Origin of the sequence: Sphingomicrobium sp. (assembly GCA_036563485.1) — a bacterium.
GTDB lineage: Bacteria > Pseudomonadota > Alphaproteobacteria > Sphingomonadales > Sphingomonadaceae > Sphingomicrobium.
This window is the reverse complement of record DATCMI010000001.1, coordinates 1,089,966-1,110,000: the sequence shown is the minus strand read 5'-3', so window position 1 is coordinate 1,110,000 and position 20,035 is coordinate 1,089,966. Positions and strand designations below refer to the sequence as shown.

The window sequence follows — 20,035 nt, the reverse complement described above, 5'->3', positions numbered from 1 at the left end:
CGGCGACGCCGGTGCTCCGCTCCTCGATGCGGTGGCGGGCGCGAACGCCAGTCGCCGTCGCGACGGGAATTTCGACCTTTTCGCCGATGGCGTGATCGTCGATGCGGCCTTCGCCCAACAGGATGCGTCGGCCCTCCCGCCGGCCGAACAACGCCACCTTGCCCGCCGGCAAGGCCAAGCCGAGACCCTCGGCAGCACGGTTGCGCGTAATCAGCACACGCTCGAGCGGCTGGTCGAAATTGGCATGGCCGGGGCGAAGCCGAAGCACGCTCGAGATTTTCACGCTCGGCTGGCGGAGCAGCGCGATCTGCTTCTGCGATTTGCCGGCGACGGTAACGGTGATCGGGACACGGTAGAGCCGGACGTCGCCGAGCCGCTCCTCCTGTGCCATGTACCCGTCACGTTCGGGTGCAGCCATCGGTGCCGGAGGCGGGGGCGGCGGCGGCGCCCTCATCCCGGTGACGACGATGTCCTGCACGTCGATTGCCCTCAGCTGCTCTACAGGGATGTCGCTGGTCGTCCCTTGCGGCCAGCAGCTGATCCGGATCGGCTTCGCCTCGCCGGGATCGACCCACACGCGCTGGCGGTTCAGATTGCCAGCGACCGCCTGCGTCTGGGCTCCGGCAAGGCCGGTCTCGTCGCCGTTGGCCAAGGTCATCCAGCCGAACAGGGACATCAGTTCGCCATCGTCCGAGAGGTCGGCGACATAATCCGCCTGCCAGTCGAAATTGTTGGTGATGTAAGAGAGCGTGACGGTCCGTTCGACCGCGCGCGGGCTGCGGATCCGTACTGACAGCGTCGGCTTCGCCGAGAGGCCCACGGGGACGCGGCCCGCAATCAGCGTTTCGGGCAGGCCTGTGCAGCGCAGTGCTTCCACACCGTCAGCCGTTTCGATGACGACTCCGTCGCCGGTCGCGCGGACGATCGCATCCTGCTCACGCACCTTGCCCGTCGCCCGCGACGTGCGGCGAAGCCGGAGCCGCTCGCCGAGCGATGCGTCGAGCAACGAGCCGGGCGATAGCAGCCGCGCATCGCGATTCTTCTCAAGCGCCGCCTCGCCCAGCCCGGTGACGATCGCGCTTTGCGGGACGATCCCCGATGTCACGCCCTCGAAGCGCACCTCCGTTTCCCCGGCAGGTAGGGAGATTCGCCGCGTCTCACTGACCAGCGCGTAGCCGCCGAGCCAGCGCAGGTTGAGCGGCTCGCCGCGCTCCGGATTGCGGTAGATGGTCACCGCCACCCGATCAGGCGCCGCCGAGCTGACGACGGGCTGCGCATGCGCAGCAGCGCTGATGCCGAGCGCTGCAAGGAACAGGAGCAGGCGCACCTTAGTAGCGGGTGTCGAACGTCGCCGTGACTGTTGCTTCGCCGTTCGCCGGCACCGGCACGCGCCAGCGCGCATCGTCTGCGGTCGTCCGGGTCGACTTGATGCTTTCCTGGATGATGCGGGTGTCGCCCCACAGGCCCGACTGCATCAGGTCGACCGTGATCGGCTTCGGCGACGCGTTCGTCAGCGTGTAGCGCATGCGCGTCCGCCAGCGATCGTTGCCGAGCCGCGTGCGTTCCTCGACGATCGTGCGGACCTTCACGTCGAACGCCTGGCCGGTCAGGAGGCCGAGGCTCGACCCCATCGGCGTATGACCGATCCGATGCTCGCCGACGAACTGCGGATTGCCGCGGGCATCGCGCTGATAAACGCGCATGGTGCCCGCGGGCAGCGCGTCGCCCAGCCCCTGGTTGCGCGAGGTCGTGAAGCGCAGGACGGTGTTGGCGCTGACCGGCTGCTCGTTGGTCGACAGCCAGCCATTGACGAATTCATAGGCCCGCGCCGCAGGCGTGCCCTGCGCATCCAGGAAGCTGACCTGCTTGGTCTGCTTGTCGGCGATCGTCGTCCGTTCCGGCAGCGGGTAGAGGTAGAAATCCCCGATCCGCTCACGCGGCGCGCTTTCGGTCCCGGCGCGGTCGATGCTCGGCGGCGGAGGCGGGGGCGGGGGCGGATAGCCGCCGTAGCGGCCATAATTGTCGCGGGCCGAGCCGACTGCTCCGGCGACCAGCAAGGTGGACGCGTTCACATAAGGCGTGCCGCTGTTGTTGGTCAGCGTGATCCAGCCCTGTACGTCCATCCGTCCGTTCGCTTCGTCGAACAAGGCGACATAGTCGGCGGACCAGGCGAGCCCCGGCGTCAGATAGGTGAGGATCACCGGGCGAGGACCGCCGGCAGCGGTCTCGACCGTCACCGACAAAGTCGGCCGGGCGCGGAGGCTCGGCGGCACCTGGTCGAAAATCACCCGGGCCGGAAGACCATCGTCGCGAAGCACTTCGATGCGGTCGCCGATCTGCATCACCACGCCGCCATTCGCCGCGAGGATCTTCGCGCGTTCGCGAACCTCGGCGCCCGTGGCAGGGTTGACCCGAACCACGGTAACAGTCTGCCCCACAGCATTCTGCATCAGCGCCGATGGCGACAGCAGGTCGAAGTCGAAATTCTGTTCGACAATGCCGACGCCGCGGCCCGACAGCGTCACCGTCTCCGGCTGGATCTGCGCGGACACGTCGCGGAACTCCTGACGGCTGCGGCCCGACGGGAGGTTGAGGACGCGCTTGTCTTCGACCAGCGCTCGATCGTTGTTGTAGATGGTGACAGCGATGTCGCCCTGCGCCGTCTGGATCGGGGTCGAAGCGGGCTGCGCCATGGCAGCGCCACTGACCAGCGCAGCGGCCCCAAGAAGATAGTTACGCGACAAGACCCTCTCCCTCACTCGCTCGTGAAGGAGAGTTGTCAGTCAGCAGCAGTGACTGTCAACTGAACGGCCTCAGGCGGCCGGAGCGACTTCCTCTTCGCCTTCGGTCGGACGCGCGCGGCGAGTGCGGCGGCGCGGCGCACGGGGCTGCTCCTCCTCTTCGTCCGAGCTGTCGTCATCGCGGCCGATTGCTGGCGGAAGCACGTCGAACGCGATCGTCTCGCCGTTGGTGCTGCCATTGAACTGACGCTGGTCGTCGTCGGAGTCGGCGTCGCGACCCTGCTGGCGATCGTCGCGATCGCGGCGCGGACGGCTGCGGCGCTGGTTGCGTTCGCCGCGATCCTGCCGCTCTTCCCGGTCCTGGCGCTCGTGGCGCTCTTCGCGCTCCTGCTGCTCGTCGGAGACGTCGTTGTCGCCGGCGTCCAGCTCGTCGCTGTCGTCGTCGTCCTGGTCGTCGTCATCGCGGCCGCGGCGCGGGTTCTGTTCTTCGAAGCGGGCGCGGCTTTCGCTCAGCACCCGGAAATAATGGTCGGCGAACTGCAGATAATATTCGGTCTGCACGCGATCGCCCGCGAGCTGCGCGTCGCGCGCCATGCTCTTGTACTTTTCGAGAAGCTGGGCGGCATTGCCGCGCTGGCGGTTGTCCTGCCGGTTGCCCGGCTGTCCACCCATGTTCGGGTTCCGCTGGCCCCCGCGACCGCGCCTGCGGCCGCCTTGACGATTATTGATCAAATCCACCGTCCTTACGCAGTGTCGCTAGCCCCTTGGGTAACCGGGCAGCAGGGTCGGCGCGCGGGCGCCGGCTCCTGACCCTTCCCGTTTCGCTTGCGCCACATGCGCGAGGGTAACGGCCGATTGCTTCGGGGGTCGGGACGGGATGCGCTCTACATCTTCGATGTGGTGGAGCGGGCCCGGCCCAGAGCCTTGATGTAGTGCGCATGGCCGCATCTGCCAAGCGATTTCGTTCACACCCAGGTTAGCAATACCGCCCGGTCGCGCCCTGCGAGGTCGTCCGCGACCCGCGCCGACAGCCCGTCGCGAGCAAGAAGGTAAGTGACGGCGTCCGCCTGATCGGGGGCGATTTCGATTGCCGCAATGCCGCGGCGATTGAGCAGTCGCGCAAGCTGCGGCGCCAGTTCGCGATAGGCGTCGAGGCCTTCGCGCCCGGCAAACAAGGCTTCGTCAGGCTCATATTCGCGAACGCCGGGACCGAGCTCTGCGCCTTCCGCGATATAGGGCGGATTGCACAGGATCAGGTCGAACCGCTCAGCAATTCCGTCCGCCCAATTGCCGAGCTGGAATCGCACCCGCGGCTCAAGCCCCAGCCGCCGCGCATTGGCCGACGCATAGGACAAGGCCTGGCGCGAAACGTCGACTCCCAGGCCCAGCGCGTCGGGCCAGATGTCGAGAGCGGCGAGGATCAGCGTCCCCGGCCCGGTACCAAGATCGAGGATGCGCTTCGGCGCTTCGCCCACTCGCCCGAAATGCTCGATGGCGGAGGCGATCAGCACTTCGCTGTCCGGCCGGGGAACCAGCACCCCAGGGCCGACGTGAAGATCGATATTCCAGAAGGCGCGTCGTCCGGTGATGTAGGCGATCGGCTCGCCAGACTTGCGACGTTCGACCATGGACCAAAAGCGGTCGGGCACATCGCGCTGCGGCGGCGACAGCAGCAATTTGTCGCGATCGATGTGGAACGCCTCGGCCATCAGCAGCTCTGCATCGAGCCGCGAGGTGTCGCTGGTTCCGCTTAACTGGCGCGCCGCATCATTGAGCGCGCGGACGATCGGCTTCAAGATTTGAACTCCACTCGCGTGAGGTGGGGTGTGCCCTAGGCCTCTTCCAGCCCGGCGAGCCGTTGCGCTTCGTCCTCGGACACGAGCGCGTCTATGATCTCGGTTAGTCCCGGCCCTTCGAGCACTTCGTCGAGCTTGTGGAGCGTCAGGTTGATCCGGTGATCGGTGACGCGCCCCTGCGGGAAATTGTAGGTTCGGATCCGCTCCGATCGGTCGCCCGAGCCAACCATCGACTTGCGGGCGCCGGCGCGTTCATTGGCAAGCCGCTCGCGCTCCAGCTCGAACAGCCGGGTGCGTAGCACCTTCAGAGCCTTGGCCTTGTTCTTGTGCTGCGACTTTTCGTCCTGCTGAATGACGACAAGCCCGGACGGAAGGTGGGTGATGCGCACGGCGCTGTCGGTCGTGTTCACCGACTGCCCCCCTGGACCCGACGAGCGGTATACGTCGATTCGAAGGTCCTTGTCGTCGATCTGGACATCGACGTCCTCGGCTTCGGGCAGGACGGCGACCGTCGCTGCCGACGTGTGGATGCGCCCGCCGCTCTCGGTGGCGGGGACGCGCTGAACCCGATGCACGCCGCTTTCGAACTTCAGGCGCGCGAAGACGCCGGCGCCGCTGATCGAGGCGACGGCTTCCTTGTAGCCGCCGACTTCCGAACTGCTTGCGGAGATCAGCTCGAACCGCCAGCCCTGCTCCTCGGCGAAGCGCTGGTACATGCGCAGCAGGTCGCCTGCGAACAGCGCCGCTTCGTCGCCGCCGGTACCGGCGCGGAGTTCCAGCATGGCCGCCCGTTCGTCCGCCGCGTCCTTCGGCAGCAGCTGCAAAGCAAGCGCGCGTTCGGCCTCGGGCAGCTTGCCTTCGATCTCCGCCAGTTCTTCCTCGGCCATCGCCCGCATTTCGGCATCGGCGTCGCGAGTCATTGCCGCCAGGCTCTCGCGCTCGGCGCGCAGGCGGCGGACTTCGCGTGCCGCCGCGGCAACGGGTTCGATCGCGGCATAGTCCTTCGACAGCCGCACGAACTCGTCGGGCGACAGGTTCGGCGCCGCCATTGCGTCGGCAAGCTCGTGCCGGCGGGCCTCTATGGAGGCGATGCGTTCGGACGAGATCTGGGTCATGCCTGCTGCACGATGCCCTCGGCCCGCCGAGCCGCTTCATTCTTGTCGTCGAGGAGGCGGAAGTTGCGGGTGCTCGCGCCGTCCCGGACATCGAGCGACACGATCGCCCCGGGCTTTGCCTTCATCGCCCGATCGTAGCGTTTGCGAGCGCTGCCAGTGACGTAGATTTGGGCCGCGATATGCGCTCGGCGCAGCTCGGCGGCCAGGCCGAATGCCTCTGCCTCGCGCGCTGCGTTTTCCGCCACCACGGCAACGTCGGCGACCGTCGGAGCCGGAGCGTCGATCATCATCGCGAGGCGCTCGATGCCCGCGGCCCAGCCGACCGCCGGCGTGTGCGGCCCGCCAAGCGCTTCCATCAGCCCGTCGTAGCGGCCGCCGGCCAGCACCGTGCCCTGCGCGCCGAGCTGGTCGGTGATGAATTCGAACGCCGTGTGGCGGTAGTAATCGAGGCCGCGCACCAGCCGCGGCGCCCGCTCCCAACGAATGCCGGCAGCGTCGAGGCCTTCAGTGACCCGGCGGAAGAAATCCGCAGCCTCGGCCGTCAGGAAGTCGTCGATCACAGGTGCGCTGTCGACGACGGGCCAATCCTGGTGCGCCTTGCTGTCGAGAATGCGCAGCGGGTTGCGTTCGAGCCGGGCCTGGCTGTCTTCGCTGAGCTCTGAAGCCCGGGCACGGAAATGATCATGAAGCGCATCGCGCCAGGCACTGCGCGTTTCGGGGTCGCCCAAGGTGTTGAGTTTCAGGACCGCAGCGCTGATCCCCAGCTCCTTAAGCAGCTGGTCAGCGAATGCGAGAAGCTCGACATCGGCTTGCGGCTCGCCTGCGCCGAGGATCTCCGCATCGAGCTGGTGGAATTCGCGGAAGCGTCCCTTCTGCGGCCGTTCGTAGCGGAAAGCCGAGCCGTAGGTGGCGACCTTGACCGGCGCGTACTGCTGCCAGCCTTCGCTCATGTACGCGCGGCAAATGCCGGCAGTAAATTCGGGCCGCAGCGTGATCGACTCGCCGCCGCGGTCCTCGAACGAATACATTTCCTTCGACACGACATCTGTGGTCTCGCCCATCGTGCGGGAAAAGACCGCCGTCTGCTCGATCGTCGGCACTTCGACGCGCTTGAAGCCGTAAAGCCGGCGCACCTTGTCGAACGCCGCGATCACCGTCGCTAGACGGTCGGCTTCTTCTCCAATCAGGCTTTGCGTGCCCCGGACGGGCTGAACGGGCGTCATCGCGGCGCGAATGGCAAAAAGTTTCGACAAAGGAAAGGAATGCATCGGCGGGCGACCGAATGCGGGTGGACATGGACGAGGCGGCTGCCCAAGCGGGCCGCAGCTTCCTTGTCCTCGGAGATCGTCCATGCGGAATGCCGCGTTTGTCTGCCTGCTCCTCGCTTCCGCTGCCCCGGCACAGGTCGTGCCCGGCAACAGCGCGCCCCAGCCCACGCCGATCGTCGAGACGATCCCTGCCGCGCGCGACGTTGCTTATCCCGGCACCATCCGGCTCGACGTGGACGCAACCGACATGGCACGGGCGATCTTCAAGGTTCGCGAGGTGGTGCCGGTTACCGCGCCTGGCAGGCTGACGCTGATGTTGCCTCGGTGGCTTCCCGGCCATCACAGCCCGGATGTCGAGCTCGACAAGATCGCTGGTGTCCAATTCACCGCCAACGGACAGCGTCTGCAGTGGGCGCGCGACCCGGTCGAAGTCGCCGCCTATCATGTCGACGTTCCGGCGGGCGTGGCCGAAGTGGAAGCGCAATTCCAGTTCCTGTCGGCGACCGCGTCGAACCAAGGGCGCATTGTCTCCACTCCTGAAATGGCGAACATCCAGTGGGAGTCGGTGGCGCTCTATCCGGCCGGCTATTTCGTCCGGAACATCCCGGTGGTTGCCTCCCTGACGCTCCCCGCCGGCTGGCAGGCGGCGACGGCGCTCCGCCCCGCTGCTGGCTCGGCACCCGCCGGCGTGAACCGGATGACCTATCAGCAAGTGAACTTCGAGACGCTGCAGGACTCGCCGGTATTCGCCGGCCTTCATTTCCGCCGTGACGACCTCGGTCACAATGTCGCGCTCAACACTGTCGCCGACGAAGCGAAGGAGCTCGCGCTTCCGGCCGACGTGCTCGCCAAGCACCGGGCGATGGTCGACCAGGCGGTCAAGCTGTTCGGCGCCCGCCATTTCGACCACTATGACTTCCTCAATGCGATCAGCGACAAGCTGGGCGGCATTGGGCTCGAGCATCACCGCAGCACCGAGATTTCGACCGACCCGGGCTACTACACCGACTACGCCAACCACTTGCTCGACCGGAACGTGTTTCCGCACGAGTTCGTCCACAGCTGGAACGGCAAGTATCGCCGCCCGGCCGGCCAGATCGTCGCGGACTTCAAGACGCCGCTGCGCAACAACCTGCTGTGGGTCTACGAAGGCCAGACGCAGTTTTGGGGCACCGTTCTGGAGGCGCGCTCGGGCATGAGCTCGAAGCAGGACGTGCTCGACAAGATCGCGATCGCCGCCGCCAACCTCGACAACCAGCCGGGGCGCGAATGGCGGGCGCTCGAGGACACGACGTTTGACCCGATCATCCAGAACCGCCGGCCGGAGCCGTGGGGCACGTTCCAGCGGAACGAGGATTATTACAACGAAGGCATGCTGATCTGGATCGAGGCCGACGCGATCATTCGCGGCGGCACCGGCGGCAAGCGCGGCATGGACGACTTCGCCCGCGCCTTCTTCGGCGTGAACAACGGCGACTGGGGCGTGCTTCCCTACACGCGTGAGGACGTGATTCGGACGCTGAACGGCGTCTATGCCTATGACTGGGCGCGCTTCCTTCACGAGCGCGTCGACCAGACGAGCACGCGCGCGCCGCTCGGCGGGTTCGAACGGTCAGGCTATCAGCTTACCTATACCGACGAGCCGACCGGCGCTTATGCCGCTCGGCTCAAGCTGTTTGGCACCGACGATTTTTACTATTCACTCGGCTTCAACGTCAGCAAGGAACGCAAGCTGAGCGGCGTCCGCTGGGGCTCCGCCGCGTTCGCGCAGTCGCTGCGCGGCGGAGACGAAATCGTCGCCGTGGGCGAGCGCGCTTACTCGAAGGATGCGCTGACCAGCGCGATCAAGGCTGCGAAGGACAACGGCCAGCCGGTGCGGCTGATCGTCAAGCGCGGCGACACCGTGCGGACCGTGAACATCGCGTACAATGGCGGCATCCGCTACCCGCGGCTCGTCAAGACGCGGGCGGGCAACGGCGCGCTCGACCTTCTGCTGCAGCCCAAGCGCTAGCGCGACTGGCCCTGACCCCGCTCGTTCCGGAAGAACGAGCGGGCAGGCAGGAACAGCTTGCGGAAGCTGATCATCACCGTGCGCCCGAGCGGGTCGAGAAGCCCCGGCTGGTAGTTAAGCGGCACCGCGCCGGCCCCGTTGCGAACATTCGGGCGGCTGTTGAAGACATTGTCGACCTGCAGCGTGACCTGCGAGCCGCGCAGCCACGGGTGCTTGACGACAACTTCCGGAATTTGCCCGACGTTCGCGAACAGCCGCAGGTCGAACGTCGACAGCGGCGAGAAGCGAAGCTCGTCGCCGGCGAGCGTGTCGACAGTCGTGCCGCTGCGCCAGTTCGCGCTCAGCCGCGCGCCCAGGCCGTTGTTGAAGTAACCGGCGCGCGCTTCGACGTTGTGCCGCGGCGTGCCGCCGCTCTGCCCCGCCGCATCGCCGCCGAGATAATCGATCTCGGCCAGGCCCGGGCCGATGATGACCTTGTCGACGAAGGTCAGCGTGTCGGTCAGCGAGAAGGTCAGCCGGCCGCCATTGCGCCCGCCGAACCCGCCACCGCGCCCTCCAGCTCCGGCACCGCGGGCGCCCTGGCGATCCGCACCGGCCGTGGGCGCCGCGCCTTCGGCTCCACCTGGGCGACGGGCGCCGCCGAACTGTCCGCGAAGCTGTTCGACCAAGGCCTGCGACGGTCGCCGCGACGCCAGCGGCTTGGTGAAATCAAAGCCGAACCGGAGCGTCTGCCGCTCCGAGCTGTCGAAGTTGACGGGCCGAAGATCGACGCTGATCAGTTCGCCCGCTCCATTGCGGACGAAACGCTCCGGGAACGCCGCCTCGAGGGTCGGCGTGACCGCAAGGCCGGCGATCGGCCGGTCGACCGTCTGGCGGACATATTCGGCGCGCAGCCGCAGGTCCGTCTTTTCGCTCGGCTGCCAGTTTCCGCCAAGCTTCCACACGGTCCGCCGGTCGGCGAGCAGGTCAGGATTGCCGCCGGTAGTGGCGGTCACAAGGGCCGTGCCGCCGGTCGTGAAATCGAAAATGCGCGTGCCGGGCGTTTCCAGCACCGGATCGCCGAGCTGGTTGATACTGGGCGCGCCTTCCTCGCGCGACCAGCTCGTGATCAGGTTCAAGCGGTCGACGGGCGACCAGTTGGCGCCTGCGCCGATCGTAGTCAGCGTGCCGAAGTCGCTGATCTGGTCCACGCCGGCATTCGCGCTGAGCGTCAAGTTGCCGAGCGCGCTGAAGTCCCGCCCGCGGCGCGAGATCGGCAGGTCGACGTTGACCGCCGCCTCGCCGGTCGTGCGCCCAAGCGACTGGCTGCTCGCGACGCCGAGGCGCTGTCGTTCGCTGTCGAGGTGGAGGGTGCTGCCGCCGATCGTCAGCGTGGTGCTCGCATTGCCGGCAGGGAGCGTGAACAGCTTGCCGTTCGCCGTGCCCTTGAAGTCCCCCGACACCAGAGTCTGGCGCGAGCGGTCGCCGGGAGCATCGTCGCGTTCGGTACGCGTGACGTCCTGCTGGACGTCGGCGTTCCCGGTAAGCGCCCATCGCCAGTCGCCCTTCGTGCCGTTGAGCGCGATACCGCCATGGCTGCTGTCGGTGCTGGTATTGCGGGCAAGCGGCACGAGCAAAGTGTCGCCAAGCCCGACCAGCGCGCGGCCATCGCGATGCTCGACTTCGGCGTTGAACGTGGCGCCGACGGTGCCGAGCTGGCGGTTCATGGTGCCGGACAGCCGAACATCGCGCTTGGTCGGCAGCAACGACCGCGCCGCAAGCTGTTGGTCCGCCGTCGCTGACTGATCGGGGTCGATCAGGATATTGCGCTCGCCCTCCGTCAACATGCCGTTTCCTTCGACATGCGCGTTCATCGTCGTGCGGCCGTTGCGCTGAACGCTGAACTGGGTGAGGTCGACGTTGCCGCCGAGATAGCCGCCTTCAGTCGCGATGCGCGTTCCGGCCTGAGCGGTGGTCGAGCGGAATCGCTCGCGAAGGACGATGTTCACGACCTTCTGGTCGGCGCGATAGCCATATTTCAGCGCCACTTCTTCCGGCAGGATCTCCATCCGCTGAATCGCTTCGGGCGGGACGTCGCGCAGCTCACGGAAGCTCGAAATCCGCTGGCCGTTGATGAGCGTGATCGGACGGCCGCCGCTACGGCCCTGCCCGCTACCAATCTGCGGCGCCAGCGCCTCCAGGATCTCCTCGACGCTGCTGGCGCCGGTCGCGCGTATGTCGCGGGAGTTCAGCACGTTCTGCGGTGGGATATCGCCGATGACCGAGCCGCGCGGCCGGGCGCCGGTAACGACGATCTCTTCTTCGGCGTCCAGGTCATCGACTGCCGGGGCTTCCGCAACCTCCGGTTGAACAGGTTGAGCAACGGATTGGGCGGTAGCGGGCGTGGACAGCGCGGCAATCGCCACGCCGGTGAGCGCAAGGTGACGTATATTCATTTGACCCGCGGCTAAGGGTTCAGCGTGAACCTCGCCTGACGCTCGGCCGACCGTCCGACGAACGGCCATGCCGCTTCTGTGAACTGCGGGTTTGCGAACTCTCGATTGGCATTCCACACTGAGCTATCGCCGTGAGACAGGCGTCGCCGATTGGCGCGCAGAACCTGAAGGGGCAGTTCCGAATATGCGTACCAAGCTGATTGCACTTCTCGCCAGCTGCAGCGCCGCCGCAGCGTCGGCTCAGACGGTTCCGCCGCTAGGGGTGGACAGCGGCACGAGCGTGCCGACGATGCCGGCCCAGCCAGTGACAGCTGCGCTACCGGCGGAAACGAACGTGCGTATCGCCATCGACCGGATCACCCGCATCGACCCGATGCTCAATTCGGTCATCGCTATCGATCCGACCGCGATTGAGCAGGCGCGGGCGGTGGATGCCGGGACCTTACGCGGCCCGCTCGCCGGCCAGCCGGTGCTGCTCAAGGACAATATTGAGGCCGCGGGCCCCCTGCCCACGACGGCAGGCAGCCTGGCGCTCGCCAACAATGTGACCAACCGCGATGCGCCGCTGGTCGCGCGGCTGCGCGCCGCGGGAGCCGTGATCCTCGGCAAAACGAACCTCAGCGAATGGGCGAACATCCGCTCAAGCCACTCGATTTCGGGCTGGAGCGCGATCGGCGGGCAGAACCGCAACCCTTATGCGCTCGACCGCAACACCTGCGGCAGTTCGAGCGGCAGCGGCGCCGCGGTTGCGGCGGGCTTTGCTCGGTTTGCGATCGGCACGGAGACCGACGGATCGGTGACCTGCCCCGCTTCGATCAACGGGATCGTCGGCCTGAAGCCGACGGTCGGGCTGGTCAGCCGGACGCACATCGTGCCGATCAGCCACAGCCAGGATACGGCCGGGCCGATGACCCTGACGGTCCGCGACGCCGCCGAGCTGCTGACCGTGATCGCCGGAAGCGATCCGGCTGACGAGGCGACCCGCGACGCCGACAGGCGCAAGACCGACTATGCCGCGGCGCTCGATGCCGGCTCGCTGAAGGGCAAGCGCATCGGCGTGATGCGCTTCGCGTCTGGGTTCGGCACGGACGAGGTCTTCGAAAAGGCGCTGGACCTTCTGCGGGCGCAAGGCGCGACCCTCGTCGAGATCAAGAAGTTCGACGACAGCGCCATCGGCGGCAACGAGTTCAACGTGCTGCTGACGGAGCTCAAGGCCGACCTCGCCAAATATCTCCAGAGTAGCCCGGCGCCGATCCCGGTTCGCACGCTCGCCGACGTGATCAAGTTCAACAAGGACCGCGCGCCGCAGGAAATGCCGCTGTTCGGCCAGGAGACGTTCGAGCAGGCCGACAAGACCAAGGGCCTGAGCGATCCTGCGTACAAGAAGGCGCGCGAGACCAGCTTCCGCGCGGCGGGCCCGAATGGCATCGACAAGCTGCTGAAGGAGCACAATGTCGTAGCGCTGGTCGGCCCGACGATGCCGCCGGCGTGGAAGATCGACGCGGTCAACGGCGACCAGATTTCCGGCGGCGGCGCTGGCTCTCTCGCGGCGGTGTCAGGCTATCCGCACCTCACCGTGCCCATGGGCCTGGTCAAAGGCCTGCCGGTCGGCCTGAGCTTCATCGGTCCCAAGTGGAGCGAAGCCCGGCTGCTGTCCCTCGGCTATGCCTTCGAGCAGGCGCGCGGTCCCTTCCCGACGCCGCAATTCTACCGCTCGATCGAGGAGAATGAGCCGAGCGTCGCGCCGTGGATGAACCCGGCGCCGCGTTAAGCGGTGAGCCTCAATGCGGCGATCGCCGCAACGATGGCGAGGATCAGCAGGATTCGGATCGTCGTCGAAGGCTCGTTGAAGAAGAGCATGCCGACGATCACCGTGCCGACTGCGCCGATACCGCCCCAGACCGCATAAGCGGTGCCCATCGGGATCGACCGCGACGCGAGCTCCAGCAGACCCATGCTGATCGACACGCTGACCAGGAAGGCCAGTGTCCAAGGCAGGTTACGAAAGCCGTCGACGAAGCGCAGCGACGTGGTGAAACCGACTTCGAACAAGCCGCCGACGATGAGCCATAGCCAAGCCATGGCGGCTGGTTAGCCGCGCGGGAGCCGCGCTGCTAGGCCGTCGCCTCGATCTCAGGCGGCACCGAGGGCTTGCGGCGGGCAGCGACGAGGCAACCGCCGACGATCATCAAGGCGCCGGCCACCGTGTAGAGGGACACCGGCTCGCTGAAGACCAGCCAGCCAAGCGCGGCCGCCCACAAGAAGGCGCTATATTCAGTCACGGCGAGGTAGCTCGCTTCGCCGCGTGCATAGGCCCAGGCGAACAGCAGCGCGCCGCCGGTCGACAGCAGCGAGGCGACGATCACCCACTCGACCTCGCCTACCGGCCAGGCCGGAAGACCCACGAACGGCAGAGCGAGCAACCAGATCGCCAGGATCACGCTCGACTGGAAAAAATTGATCTCCAGCGGCTTCGCGGCGAGCGCCTGCCAGCGCATCATCAGGATATTCGCCGAATAGCAAAGCGCGGAGCCGAGGATCGCCAGGCTGCCGATCATCACCTTGGGGCCGAGCTCGGCGCGTGCCTGGCCGAGCATGATCACGATGACGCCGGCGAGCGCCATGAGCGCACCGGCCAGCGAGCGCGCACCGAGCTTTTCCTTGAGGAACAAGGGCGCGAGCAGCATCGCGATCAGCGGCGCGATGAAGGTCAGGGCGATCGCCTGGGCAAGCGGCACTCGGCCAATGCCCCAGAAGAACAGCACCGCCATCAGCGTGCTGACGGCCCCGCGGCTGACGTGGATGACGAGCGTCTTGCGCGCCGGCCAGGGCAGACGCCGCGGCAGATAGAGGCTGCCGCTGATGATCAGGTTCGCGGCGCTGCGCCAAACGCTGACCGAAACGATCCCAATCGCCAGCACCAGGTGCTTCATCACCGCGTCCATCACGGACAGCAGCGCGACCGCGGCGAGCGCGGCGGCGAAGGCGGCAAGGGGTTGTTGGGCGACACGGTTCATCGCCAGCGATTAGCCGCGGCTATTCAGCGGCGTCGAGCACGGGCGCTTCGAGCGACGCTTCGATCTCCGCGGCCTTGGCTTCGACCAGGCGGACGATGTGGTCGATCATGCCTTCGTCCTGCACATGGTGGTCCGTAACGCCCGACAGATAGACCATGTGCTTGCCGTTGCCGCCGCCGGTGATGCCGATGTCGGTCTCGCGCGCCTCGCCGGGTCCGTTGACGACGCAGCCAAGGACGGAAAGGCTCATCGGCGTCTTGATGTGCTGCAGCCGGCCTTCGAGCGCTTCGACGGTGCGGATGACGTCGAAACCCTGGCGCGCGCAGCTGGGGCAGGAGACGACGCGCACACCGCGACTGCGGATGCCGAGCGACTTGAGGATTTCATAGCCGACGCGGACTTCCTCTTCCGGCTCGGCGGAGAGGGAGACACGGATGGTGTCGCCGATGCCGGCCCAAAGCAGTGAGCCGATGCCTATTGAGGATTTGACAGTGCCGCCGATCAGGCCGCCGGCTTCGGTAATGCCGAGATGCAGCGGGCAATCGACCTGGTCGGCGAGCTGCTGGTAGGCGGCGACCGCGAGGAACACGTCGCTGGCCTTCACCGCGACCTTATACTCCTGGAAGCCGTGGTCCTCGAGAATGCGGATGTGGTCGAGCGCGCTTTCGACCAAAGCCTCCGGACACGGCTCGCCGTACTTCTCAAGCAGATCCTTTTCGAGGCTGCCGGCATTCACACCGATGCGGATGGCGCAACCGTTGGCGCGGGCGGCGGCGATGACTTCCTTGACCCGCTCTTCCGAGCCGATGTTGCCCGGGTTGATGCGCAGGCAGGCGGCGCCGGCGTCGGCGGCTTCGAGCGCACGCTTGTAGTGGAAATGGATGTCGGCGACGATCGGCACCCGGGCGGCACGGACGATCTGGCGCAGGGCGGCCGTCGCTTCGACCGTCGGGCAGGACACGCGGATGATGTCGGCACCGGCGTCCTCGCAGCGGCGGATCTGGTCGATCGTCGCCGCCGCATCTTCCGTCGGCGTGTTGGTCATCGTCTGTACGGTGATCGGCGCGTCTCCGCCGACGGGCACGGAGCCGAGCATGATCTGCCGCGACTTTCGCCGCTCGATGGTGCGCCAGGGACGGATGGAAGACATTGTGAAGGGCTCGCTTTTCGCTGGCGCATATAGGCGCTCGGCGGACCAGCGCAAAGCTGGCCCCGAGCCGGTACCGGTCAGGGCTTCACGAAATCGGCGATGGCAGCGACGAGGTCGGCATCGACCGGCGCTTTTTCATCCGCATAGCTTTCCGCATTCGCCGCGCGGTCGTCGGATGCGACGTCGCGCAGTGCGTGGTTCATCGCCGGAATGAGCTTCAGCACGGCCTTCGGCTGCGCCGCGGCCAGGGCCTCGGCATCGGCGACGGAGACCTGGAGGTCGCGTTCGCCCTGGACGATCAGCACCGGCACACGGACGGCGGCGGCGAGCTTCGTCGGCTGCCGCTTCATCATGTCGATCAGATATGGCTGAACCTGCGGCGCAAAGAGGCGCTGGAGGGCGGGGTGCATGCCTGTGACGTCGACAGTTTTGCCGCTTTCGAGCGAATCGATCGCCGTCATGGTCACGTCGAGAACCGGCGCATTGGCCGGATTCGACCTGATCTGGTCGCGAATGATGTCGCCGAGCTTGCGGCCGCCGGTCGACACGAGAACGATCCCGCAGATGCCGGCCGGCTTCTGCGCCGCCGTCATCGCGACGAGCCCGCCTTCGCTGTGACCCAGCACCCAGACGCACCTCGCGCCGGCCTGCTTGCGGATGGCGCGGACCCAGGAGTGCACGTCGGCCGCATAATCGTCGATCGTCACCTTTGCGGGGTCGGCGATTGCCGCCTTGCTGCCGAACATGCCGCGCTTGTCGATGCGGACGCTTGAGACGCCCTTCGCCTTCAGCGCTTGGGCGAGCTGCGCATAGGGCCCGCCCTTCACGCCAAGCGGATTGTTCCCGTCGCGATCCGTCGGACCGGAGCCGGGGATGATCAGCACGACCGGAGCATTCTTGCCTGCTTTTTCGAACGTTCCGGCAAGCGGCCCTTGCGGGCCGGGCGCGCTGATCGGCTGGGCGGCCGCCGCCGCACCGGCGAGCATGGCCATGATTGCACTCATTCTTCTTCTCCCCAGCGCCAGCGCCAGCCGCCGCGCGTCTTGCGTGCAGAAACGACGAGCAAGGCGACAGTCAGCGGCGCCAGGATCGCCGCCGCCTGCAACGGCCGATCCTCGATCGTGACGCCGAGGCCGATCGCGATGGCGACGAAGCCGAGCATCAGTGCCCAGCCCTGCCAGGCGATCGGCAAGCCCGCGCCATAGCCGTAGCGCTTGGGCGCGAACCAATAAGGGTCGTCAGCCATACTTTTCCTCCTTCGGTGGGCGCCCGCGCTTGATCGGCTTGGGCGCGTCGAGCTTCACGCCGCGTTGCTTGAGCGCTTCGCGAAGCAGGATTTCGACCTCGGCATTGACGCTTCGAAGCTCGGCGGCGGCGCAGCGCTCGACCGCGGACCAGAGGTCCGGGTCCACCCTCAAGGGGTACGCCTTGCGCTCGCCGCCGGGCATGTCCGCTTACTGGTACAAGGTGCCGGTGTTGACGACGGGCTGGGTATCGCGCTCGCCGCACAGGACGACCATCAGGTTCGACACCATCGCCGCCCGCCGCTCGTCGTCGAGTTCGACAACATTCTTTTCGGATAGCTGCTCGAGCGCCATTTCGACCATCCCGACCGCACCCTCGACCAGGGTCTTGCGCGCCGCGACGACGGCCTGCGCCTGCTGCCGGCGAAGCATCGCACCCGCGATTTCCTGCGCGTAGGCAAGGTGGGTGAAGCCGCACTCGTCGACCGTGATGCCGGCTACCGCCAGCCGCGCGATCAGCTCGCTGCGAAGCTCGGCCCCGACCTGGTCGTGATTGCCGCGCAGCGTGACTTCCTGATGCTCGAAGTCGTCATAGGGGTAGCGCGAGCCGATGGTGCGGATCGCGGCCTCGACCTGGACGCGAACGAACTGCTTGTAATCGTCGACATCGAACAGGGCCTGCGCCGTGTCGACCACGCGCCAGACGATCTGCGCGGCCATTTCGATCGGGTTGCCGCGAAGGTCGTTCACCTTAATCTTTTCGGAGATGAAGTTGTTGGCGCGGACCGAGACCTTCTTCTTGGCCATCCACGGCCAGGTCCAGCGCAGACCGGTTGCCCGGTCGGTGCCGCGATATTCGCCGAACAAGGTGATCGCCGCCCCCTGGTTGGGCTGAAGCATGTAGAAGCCGGGCAGGACGAGGATGATCGCCAGCGTCGCGATCCCGACGATCGCCAGGCTGGTGAAGTCGGCTCCGTCGCCGAGCCGCTGGATCCCGTACGCATCGAGCGCGATCGCGAGCAGGAGGACGACCAGCATGCCATAGCCGCTCCCCGTTCCTGCCTTCCGCTCGCTGGTTGCCGTCAGTGCAATGACCTGAGTGTCAGCCATTCCAAGTCTCCTTTTAATTGATATCATAATAATATGACGACGCGCTGCGCGCAACTGGAATCGGCAGGGCCTCGCGTCTAAGGCGCGGCGATGACGGACAGACGCTGGCGATTGGTGATCCACGGTGGCTCGGGCTCGATGCGCCCCGGCAAGCTCGACCCGGAGCAGGAGCGCTGCGCACGGGCAGGACTCGAGCGGGCACTCGAAGCCGGTGCGACGACCCTCCGCTCGGGCGACGGCGCTCTCGACGCCGTCGAAGCGGCTGTGCGCATCCTTGAAGAAGACCCATGCTTCAATGCCGGACGCGGGAGCGTGCTAACCGCGAGCGGCTGCGTCGAACTCGATGCGGCGATCATGGATGGCCGGAGCCGCGCGGCAGGTGCGGTGGCCGGGCTGCGCACTACGCGGGCCCCGATCAGCCTGGCCCGGCGGCTCCTCGCCGAAGGGCCGCACGTATTCCTTTCCGGCAAGGGCGCTGACGATTTCGCGCGCGACCACGGCTTCGAACAGGTCGAAAACAGCTGGTTCGAGATCCCGGAGCGACGCCGCCAGCTCGACGAGCTGATTCAGGAAGGCGGCTTCGACGACGAGATCAAATATGGGACTGTCGGCGCCGTCGCGGTCGACAGCAGCGGCCATGTCGCGGTTGCGACATCGACCGGCGGGCTGACGGCCAAACGCTGGGGACGCGTTGGCGATTCGCCGCTGATCGGCGCCGGGACCTACGCCGACGACCGCTCGGCGGCGGTGTCGGCAACGGGCTCAGGAGAATATTTCATTCGTGCCGTCGCTGCTCACCAGGTGGCGGAGCGCATCCGGCTGAGCGGTGAGACCCTGCAGCAGGCGCTCGACGCGGTGCTCGCCGACATTGCCGATCTCGGCGGCAAGGGCGGGCTCATCGCCGTGACGCCGGACGGCGACGCGGCCTGGGGCTTCACTACCCCGGGCATGTACCGCGGCATGGCCGACGCCAGCGGCCGGACGGTCGCCGTCTATTCGGAAGCGGACGAGCGGTAGGGCAGGTCGCGCCGCAGCCACTCGACCTCGGCTGCGACCGCTGCGCGTTCGTCCTCGAGGAACGCTGACACCGCATCGCGGAAGCTGGGGTTCGGCAGGAAGTGGGCGCTGCGCGTAATCACCGGCTCGTAGCCCCGCGCGACCTTGTGTTCGCCTTGGGCGCCGGCCTGCACCGAGGCGAGCTGGTGCTGACACGCCCACTCGATCGCCTGGTAATAGCAGAGCTCGAAGTGGAGGAACGGCACTTCGTCGATCGTGCCCCAGTAGCGGCCGTATAGCGTATCGCCGCCGATGAAGTTGAGCGCCCCTGCGATCGGCCGCCCGTCGCGGCAGGCGAGGAAGAGGAGTAGCCGGTCGGCCATGCGCTCGCCGATCAGGTCGAAAAAGGCGCGCGTAAGATAGGGCCGCCCCCACTTCCGGGAGCCGGTATCCTGATAAAAGACCCACATCGCATCCCACTCGTCGCGGCCGATCTCGGCGCCGCGAAGCGCCCGGAACTCCAGCCCCTCCCGCGCGGCCGCACGCTCCTTGCGGATCGACTTGCGCTTGCGGCTCGACAAGGCGGCGAGGAAATCGTCGAAGCTCGAGTAGCCGCGATTGTGCCAATGATATTGGACGCCGTGGCGGATCAGCCATCCGCGCTGCTCTGCGGCTGCCGCACCGGGCTCATCGGCGAAGGTGATGTGCGCCGACGATAGCTCGTTCTGAACGGTCACTGCTTCCAGTGCAGCAAGCAGCTGCTGCGGCCGCGACCCGAGCAGGCGTGGTCCGGGCACCGGCGTGAACGGGACCGCGACCTGTAGCTTCGGATAATATTGGCCACCCGCCCGCTCCCACGCGTCGGCCCAGCCGTGGTCGAACACATATTCGCCCTGGCTGTGAGTCTTCAAATAAGCAGGAGCGGCGGCGAGCAGGTGCTCGGCTTCGTCCTCGACCAGCACCGGCGCGGGAGTCCAGCCCGTACCAGGGCCGACGCTCCCCGAATCTTCGAGCGTCGACAGGAACGCATGACTGAGGAACGGATCGTCGCCGGCCAACCGATCCCAGGCGCTGCCGTTCAGCCCGGCAACCCCCGACGCGATCTTGGCAGTGATTTCCTGTTCGCGGTCGGCCATTTCCCTTGAGGTGGGG

18 protein-coding genes (1 of these 18 running past the window's edge) are annotated in these 20,035 nt (G+C 66.9%); 3 read left to right on the top strand and 15 right to left on the bottom strand.

Features of this window, described 5'->3' with window-relative positions:
* The 6 genes from VIL42_05825 to hisS all read right to left on the bottom strand — a co-directional run.
* Positions 1–1,327, bottom strand: partial view of a hypothetical protein gene (locus VIL42_05825; GenBank protein ID HEY8592373.1) — the 5' portion only. It extends 182 nt beyond the left edge of the window; 1,327 of the gene's 1,509 nt are visible here — the first part of the coding sequence; it begins with the start codon at positions 1,325–1,327; the stop codon falls past the left edge of the window.
* Between the two features lies 1 nt (position 1,328).
* Positions 1,329–2,693, bottom strand: a complete 1,365-nt coding sequence (locus tag VIL42_05820; GenBank protein ID HEY8592372.1) for a DUF4139 domain-containing protein — start codon at positions 2,691–2,693, stop codon at positions 1,329–1,331.
* A 120-nt stretch (positions 2,694–2,813) separates the two neighbouring features.
* The gene (locus tag VIL42_05815) at positions 2,814–3,479 is read right to left on the bottom strand and encodes a DUF4167 domain-containing protein (protein ID HEY8592371.1); all 666 of its coding nucleotides are present in this window, start codon (positions 3,477–3,479) and stop codon (positions 2,814–2,816) included.
* 227 nt (positions 3,480–3,706) lie between these two features.
* On the bottom strand, positions 3,707–4,540 hold the full coding sequence (prmC, locus tag VIL42_05810; protein ID HEY8592370.1) for a peptide chain release factor N(5)-glutamine methyltransferase: 834 nt from the start codon (positions 4,538–4,540) through the stop codon (positions 3,707–3,709).
* A 32-nt stretch (positions 4,541–4,572) separates the two neighbouring features.
* Entirely contained in the window at positions 4,573–5,652 is a 1,080-nt protein-coding gene (prfA, locus tag VIL42_05805) for a peptide chain release factor 1 (GenBank protein ID HEY8592369.1), read from the bottom strand.
* The gene (gene hisS, locus VIL42_05800) at positions 5,649–6,875 is read right to left on the bottom strand and encodes a histidine--tRNA ligase (protein ID HEY8592368.1); all 1,227 of its coding nucleotides are present in this window, start codon (positions 6,873–6,875) and stop codon (positions 5,649–5,651) included. The genes prfA and hisS overlap by 4 nt, the downstream gene beginning before the upstream one ends.
* A 127-nt stretch (positions 6,876–7,002) precedes the next feature.
* Here hisS and VIL42_05795 point away from each other — a divergent pair, with 127 nt between their 5' ends.
* On the top strand, positions 7,003–8,931 hold the full coding sequence (locus VIL42_05795) for a peptidase M61 (protein ID HEY8592367.1): 1,929 nt from the start codon (positions 7,003–7,005) through the stop codon (positions 8,929–8,931).
* Here the strand turns inward: VIL42_05795 and VIL42_05790 are convergent.
* Complete coding sequence (locus VIL42_05790; GenBank protein HEY8592366.1) at positions 8,928–11,366, bottom strand: TonB-dependent receptor; 2,439 nt, start codon at positions 11,364–11,366, stop codon at positions 8,928–8,930. The two genes, VIL42_05795 and VIL42_05790, sit on opposite strands and share 4 nt — an antisense overlap.
* Before the next feature lie 184 nt (positions 11,367–11,550).
* Between VIL42_05790 and VIL42_05785 the strand changes: the two genes are divergently transcribed.
* A complete protein-coding gene (locus tag VIL42_05785) occupies positions 11,551–13,137 on the top strand; it encodes an amidase (protein ID HEY8592365.1) in 1,587 nt (528 codons plus the stop codon).
* On the opposite strand, the gene VIL42_05780 is transcribed toward VIL42_05785, so the two are convergent.
* The 7 genes from VIL42_05780 to VIL42_05750 all read right to left on the bottom strand — a co-directional run bounded on the left by VIL42_05780 (position 13,134) and on the right by VIL42_05750 (position 17,887).
* Positions 13,134–13,448: a multidrug efflux SMR transporter gene (locus VIL42_05780; GenBank protein HEY8592364.1), complete on the bottom strand. Its 315-nt coding sequence runs from the start codon at positions 13,446–13,448 to the stop codon at positions 13,134–13,136. The genes VIL42_05785 and VIL42_05780 overlap by 4 nt on opposite strands.
* A 32-nt stretch (positions 13,449–13,480) precedes the next feature.
* The gene (locus VIL42_05775) at positions 13,481–14,383 is read right to left on the bottom strand and encodes a DMT family transporter (GenBank protein HEY8592363.1); all 903 of its coding nucleotides are present in this window, start codon (positions 14,381–14,383) and stop codon (positions 13,481–13,483) included.
* 19 nt (positions 14,384–14,402) lie between these two features.
* Positions 14,403–15,533, bottom strand: coding sequence for a flavodoxin-dependent (E)-4-hydroxy-3-methylbut-2-enyl-diphosphate synthase (ispG, locus tag VIL42_05770; GenBank protein HEY8592362.1), 1,131 nt, complete (start codon positions 15,531–15,533; stop codon positions 14,403–14,405).
* Positions 15,534–15,610: 77 nt separating this feature from the next.
* Positions 15,611–16,537 carry an alpha/beta fold hydrolase gene (locus VIL42_05765; GenBank protein ID HEY8592361.1) on the bottom strand — a complete coding sequence of 309 codons (927 nt, stop codon included), beginning with the start codon at positions 16,535–16,537 and terminating at the stop codon, positions 15,611–15,613.
* Positions 16,534–16,779, bottom strand: coding sequence for a hypothetical protein (locus VIL42_05760; protein HEY8592360.1), 246 nt, complete (start codon positions 16,777–16,779; stop codon positions 16,534–16,536). The genes VIL42_05765 and VIL42_05760 overlap by 4 nt, the downstream gene beginning before the upstream one ends.
* A complete protein-coding gene (locus tag VIL42_05755; GenBank protein ID HEY8592359.1) occupies positions 16,772–16,981 on the bottom strand; it encodes a toxin-antitoxin system HicB family antitoxin in 210 nt (69 codons plus the stop codon). The genes VIL42_05760 and VIL42_05755 overlap by 8 nt, the downstream gene beginning before the upstream one ends.
* A gap of 6 nt (positions 16,982–16,987) precedes the next feature.
* Complete coding sequence (locus tag VIL42_05750; GenBank protein ID HEY8592358.1) at positions 16,988–17,887, bottom strand: SPFH domain-containing protein; 900 nt, start codon at positions 17,885–17,887, stop codon at positions 16,988–16,990.
* Positions 17,888–17,977: 90 nt separating this feature from the next.
* Here VIL42_05750 and VIL42_05745 point away from each other — a divergent pair, with 90 nt between their 5' ends.
* Positions 17,978–18,904, top strand: a complete 927-nt coding sequence (locus VIL42_05745) for an isoaspartyl peptidase/L-asparaginase (GenBank protein HEY8592357.1) — start codon at positions 17,978–17,980, stop codon at positions 18,902–18,904.
* Here the strand turns inward: VIL42_05745 and VIL42_05740 are convergent.
* Positions 18,880–20,019: a GNAT family N-acetyltransferase gene (locus VIL42_05740; protein HEY8592356.1), complete on the bottom strand. Its 1,140-nt coding sequence runs from the start codon at positions 20,017–20,019 to the stop codon at positions 18,880–18,882. The genes VIL42_05745 and VIL42_05740 overlap by 25 nt on opposite strands.
* Positions 20,020–20,035 lie beyond the last annotated feature (16 nt).

Excerpts from the sequence above, each read along its gene's own strand:
- VIL42_05760 (HEY8592360.1), bottom strand. The coding sequence starts at position 16,779 with ATGGCTGACGACCCTTATTGGTTCGCGCCCAAGCGCTACGGCTATGGC.
- VIL42_05820 (HEY8592372.1), bottom strand. The coding sequence starts at position 2,693 with ATGGCGCAGCCCGCTTCGACCCCGATCCAGACGGCGCAGGGCGACATC.
- VIL42_05745 (HEY8592357.1), top strand. The coding sequence starts at position 17,978 with ATGACGGACAGACGCTGGCGATTGGTGATCCACGGTGGCTCGGGCTCG.
- VIL42_05795 (HEY8592367.1), top strand. The coding sequence starts at position 7,003 with ATGCGGAATGCCGCGTTTGTCTGCCTGCTCCTCGCTTCCGCTGCCCCG.
- VIL42_05785 (HEY8592365.1), top strand. The coding sequence starts at position 11,551 with ATGCGTACCAAGCTGATTGCACTTCTCGCCAGCTGCAGCGCCGCCGCA.
- VIL42_05765 (HEY8592361.1), bottom strand. The coding sequence starts at position 16,537 with ATGAGTGCAATCATGGCCATGCTCGCCGGTGCGGCGGCGGCCGCCCAG.
- hisS (HEY8592368.1), bottom strand. The coding sequence starts at position 6,875 with ATGACGCCCGTTCAGCCCGTCCGGGGCACGCAAAGCCTGATTGGAGAA.
- ispG (HEY8592362.1), bottom strand. The coding sequence starts at position 15,533 with ATGTCTTCCATCCGTCCCTGGCGCACCATCGAGCGGCGAAAGTCGCGG.
- VIL42_05790 (HEY8592366.1), bottom strand. The coding sequence starts at position 11,366 with ATGAATATACGTCACCTTGCGCTCACCGGCGTGGCGATTGCCGCGCTG.
- VIL42_05775 (HEY8592363.1), bottom strand. The coding sequence starts at position 14,383 with ATGAACCGTGTCGCCCAACAACCCCTTGCCGCCTTCGCCGCCGCGCTC.
- VIL42_05755 (HEY8592359.1), bottom strand. The coding sequence starts at position 16,981 with ATGCCCGGCGGCGAGCGCAAGGCGTACCCCTTGAGGGTGGACCCGGAC.
- VIL42_05750 (HEY8592358.1), bottom strand. The coding sequence starts at position 17,887 with ATGGCTGACACTCAGGTCATTGCACTGACGGCAACCAGCGAGCGGAAG.
- prfA (HEY8592369.1), bottom strand. The coding sequence starts at position 5,652 with ATGACCCAGATCTCGTCCGAACGCATCGCCTCCATAGAGGCCCGCCGG.
- VIL42_05780 (HEY8592364.1), bottom strand. The coding sequence starts at position 13,448 with ATGGCTTGGCTATGGCTCATCGTCGGCGGCTTGTTCGAAGTCGGTTTC.
- VIL42_05740 (HEY8592356.1), bottom strand. The coding sequence starts at position 20,019 with ATGGCCGACCGCGAACAGGAAATCACTGCCAAGATCGCGTCGGGGGTT.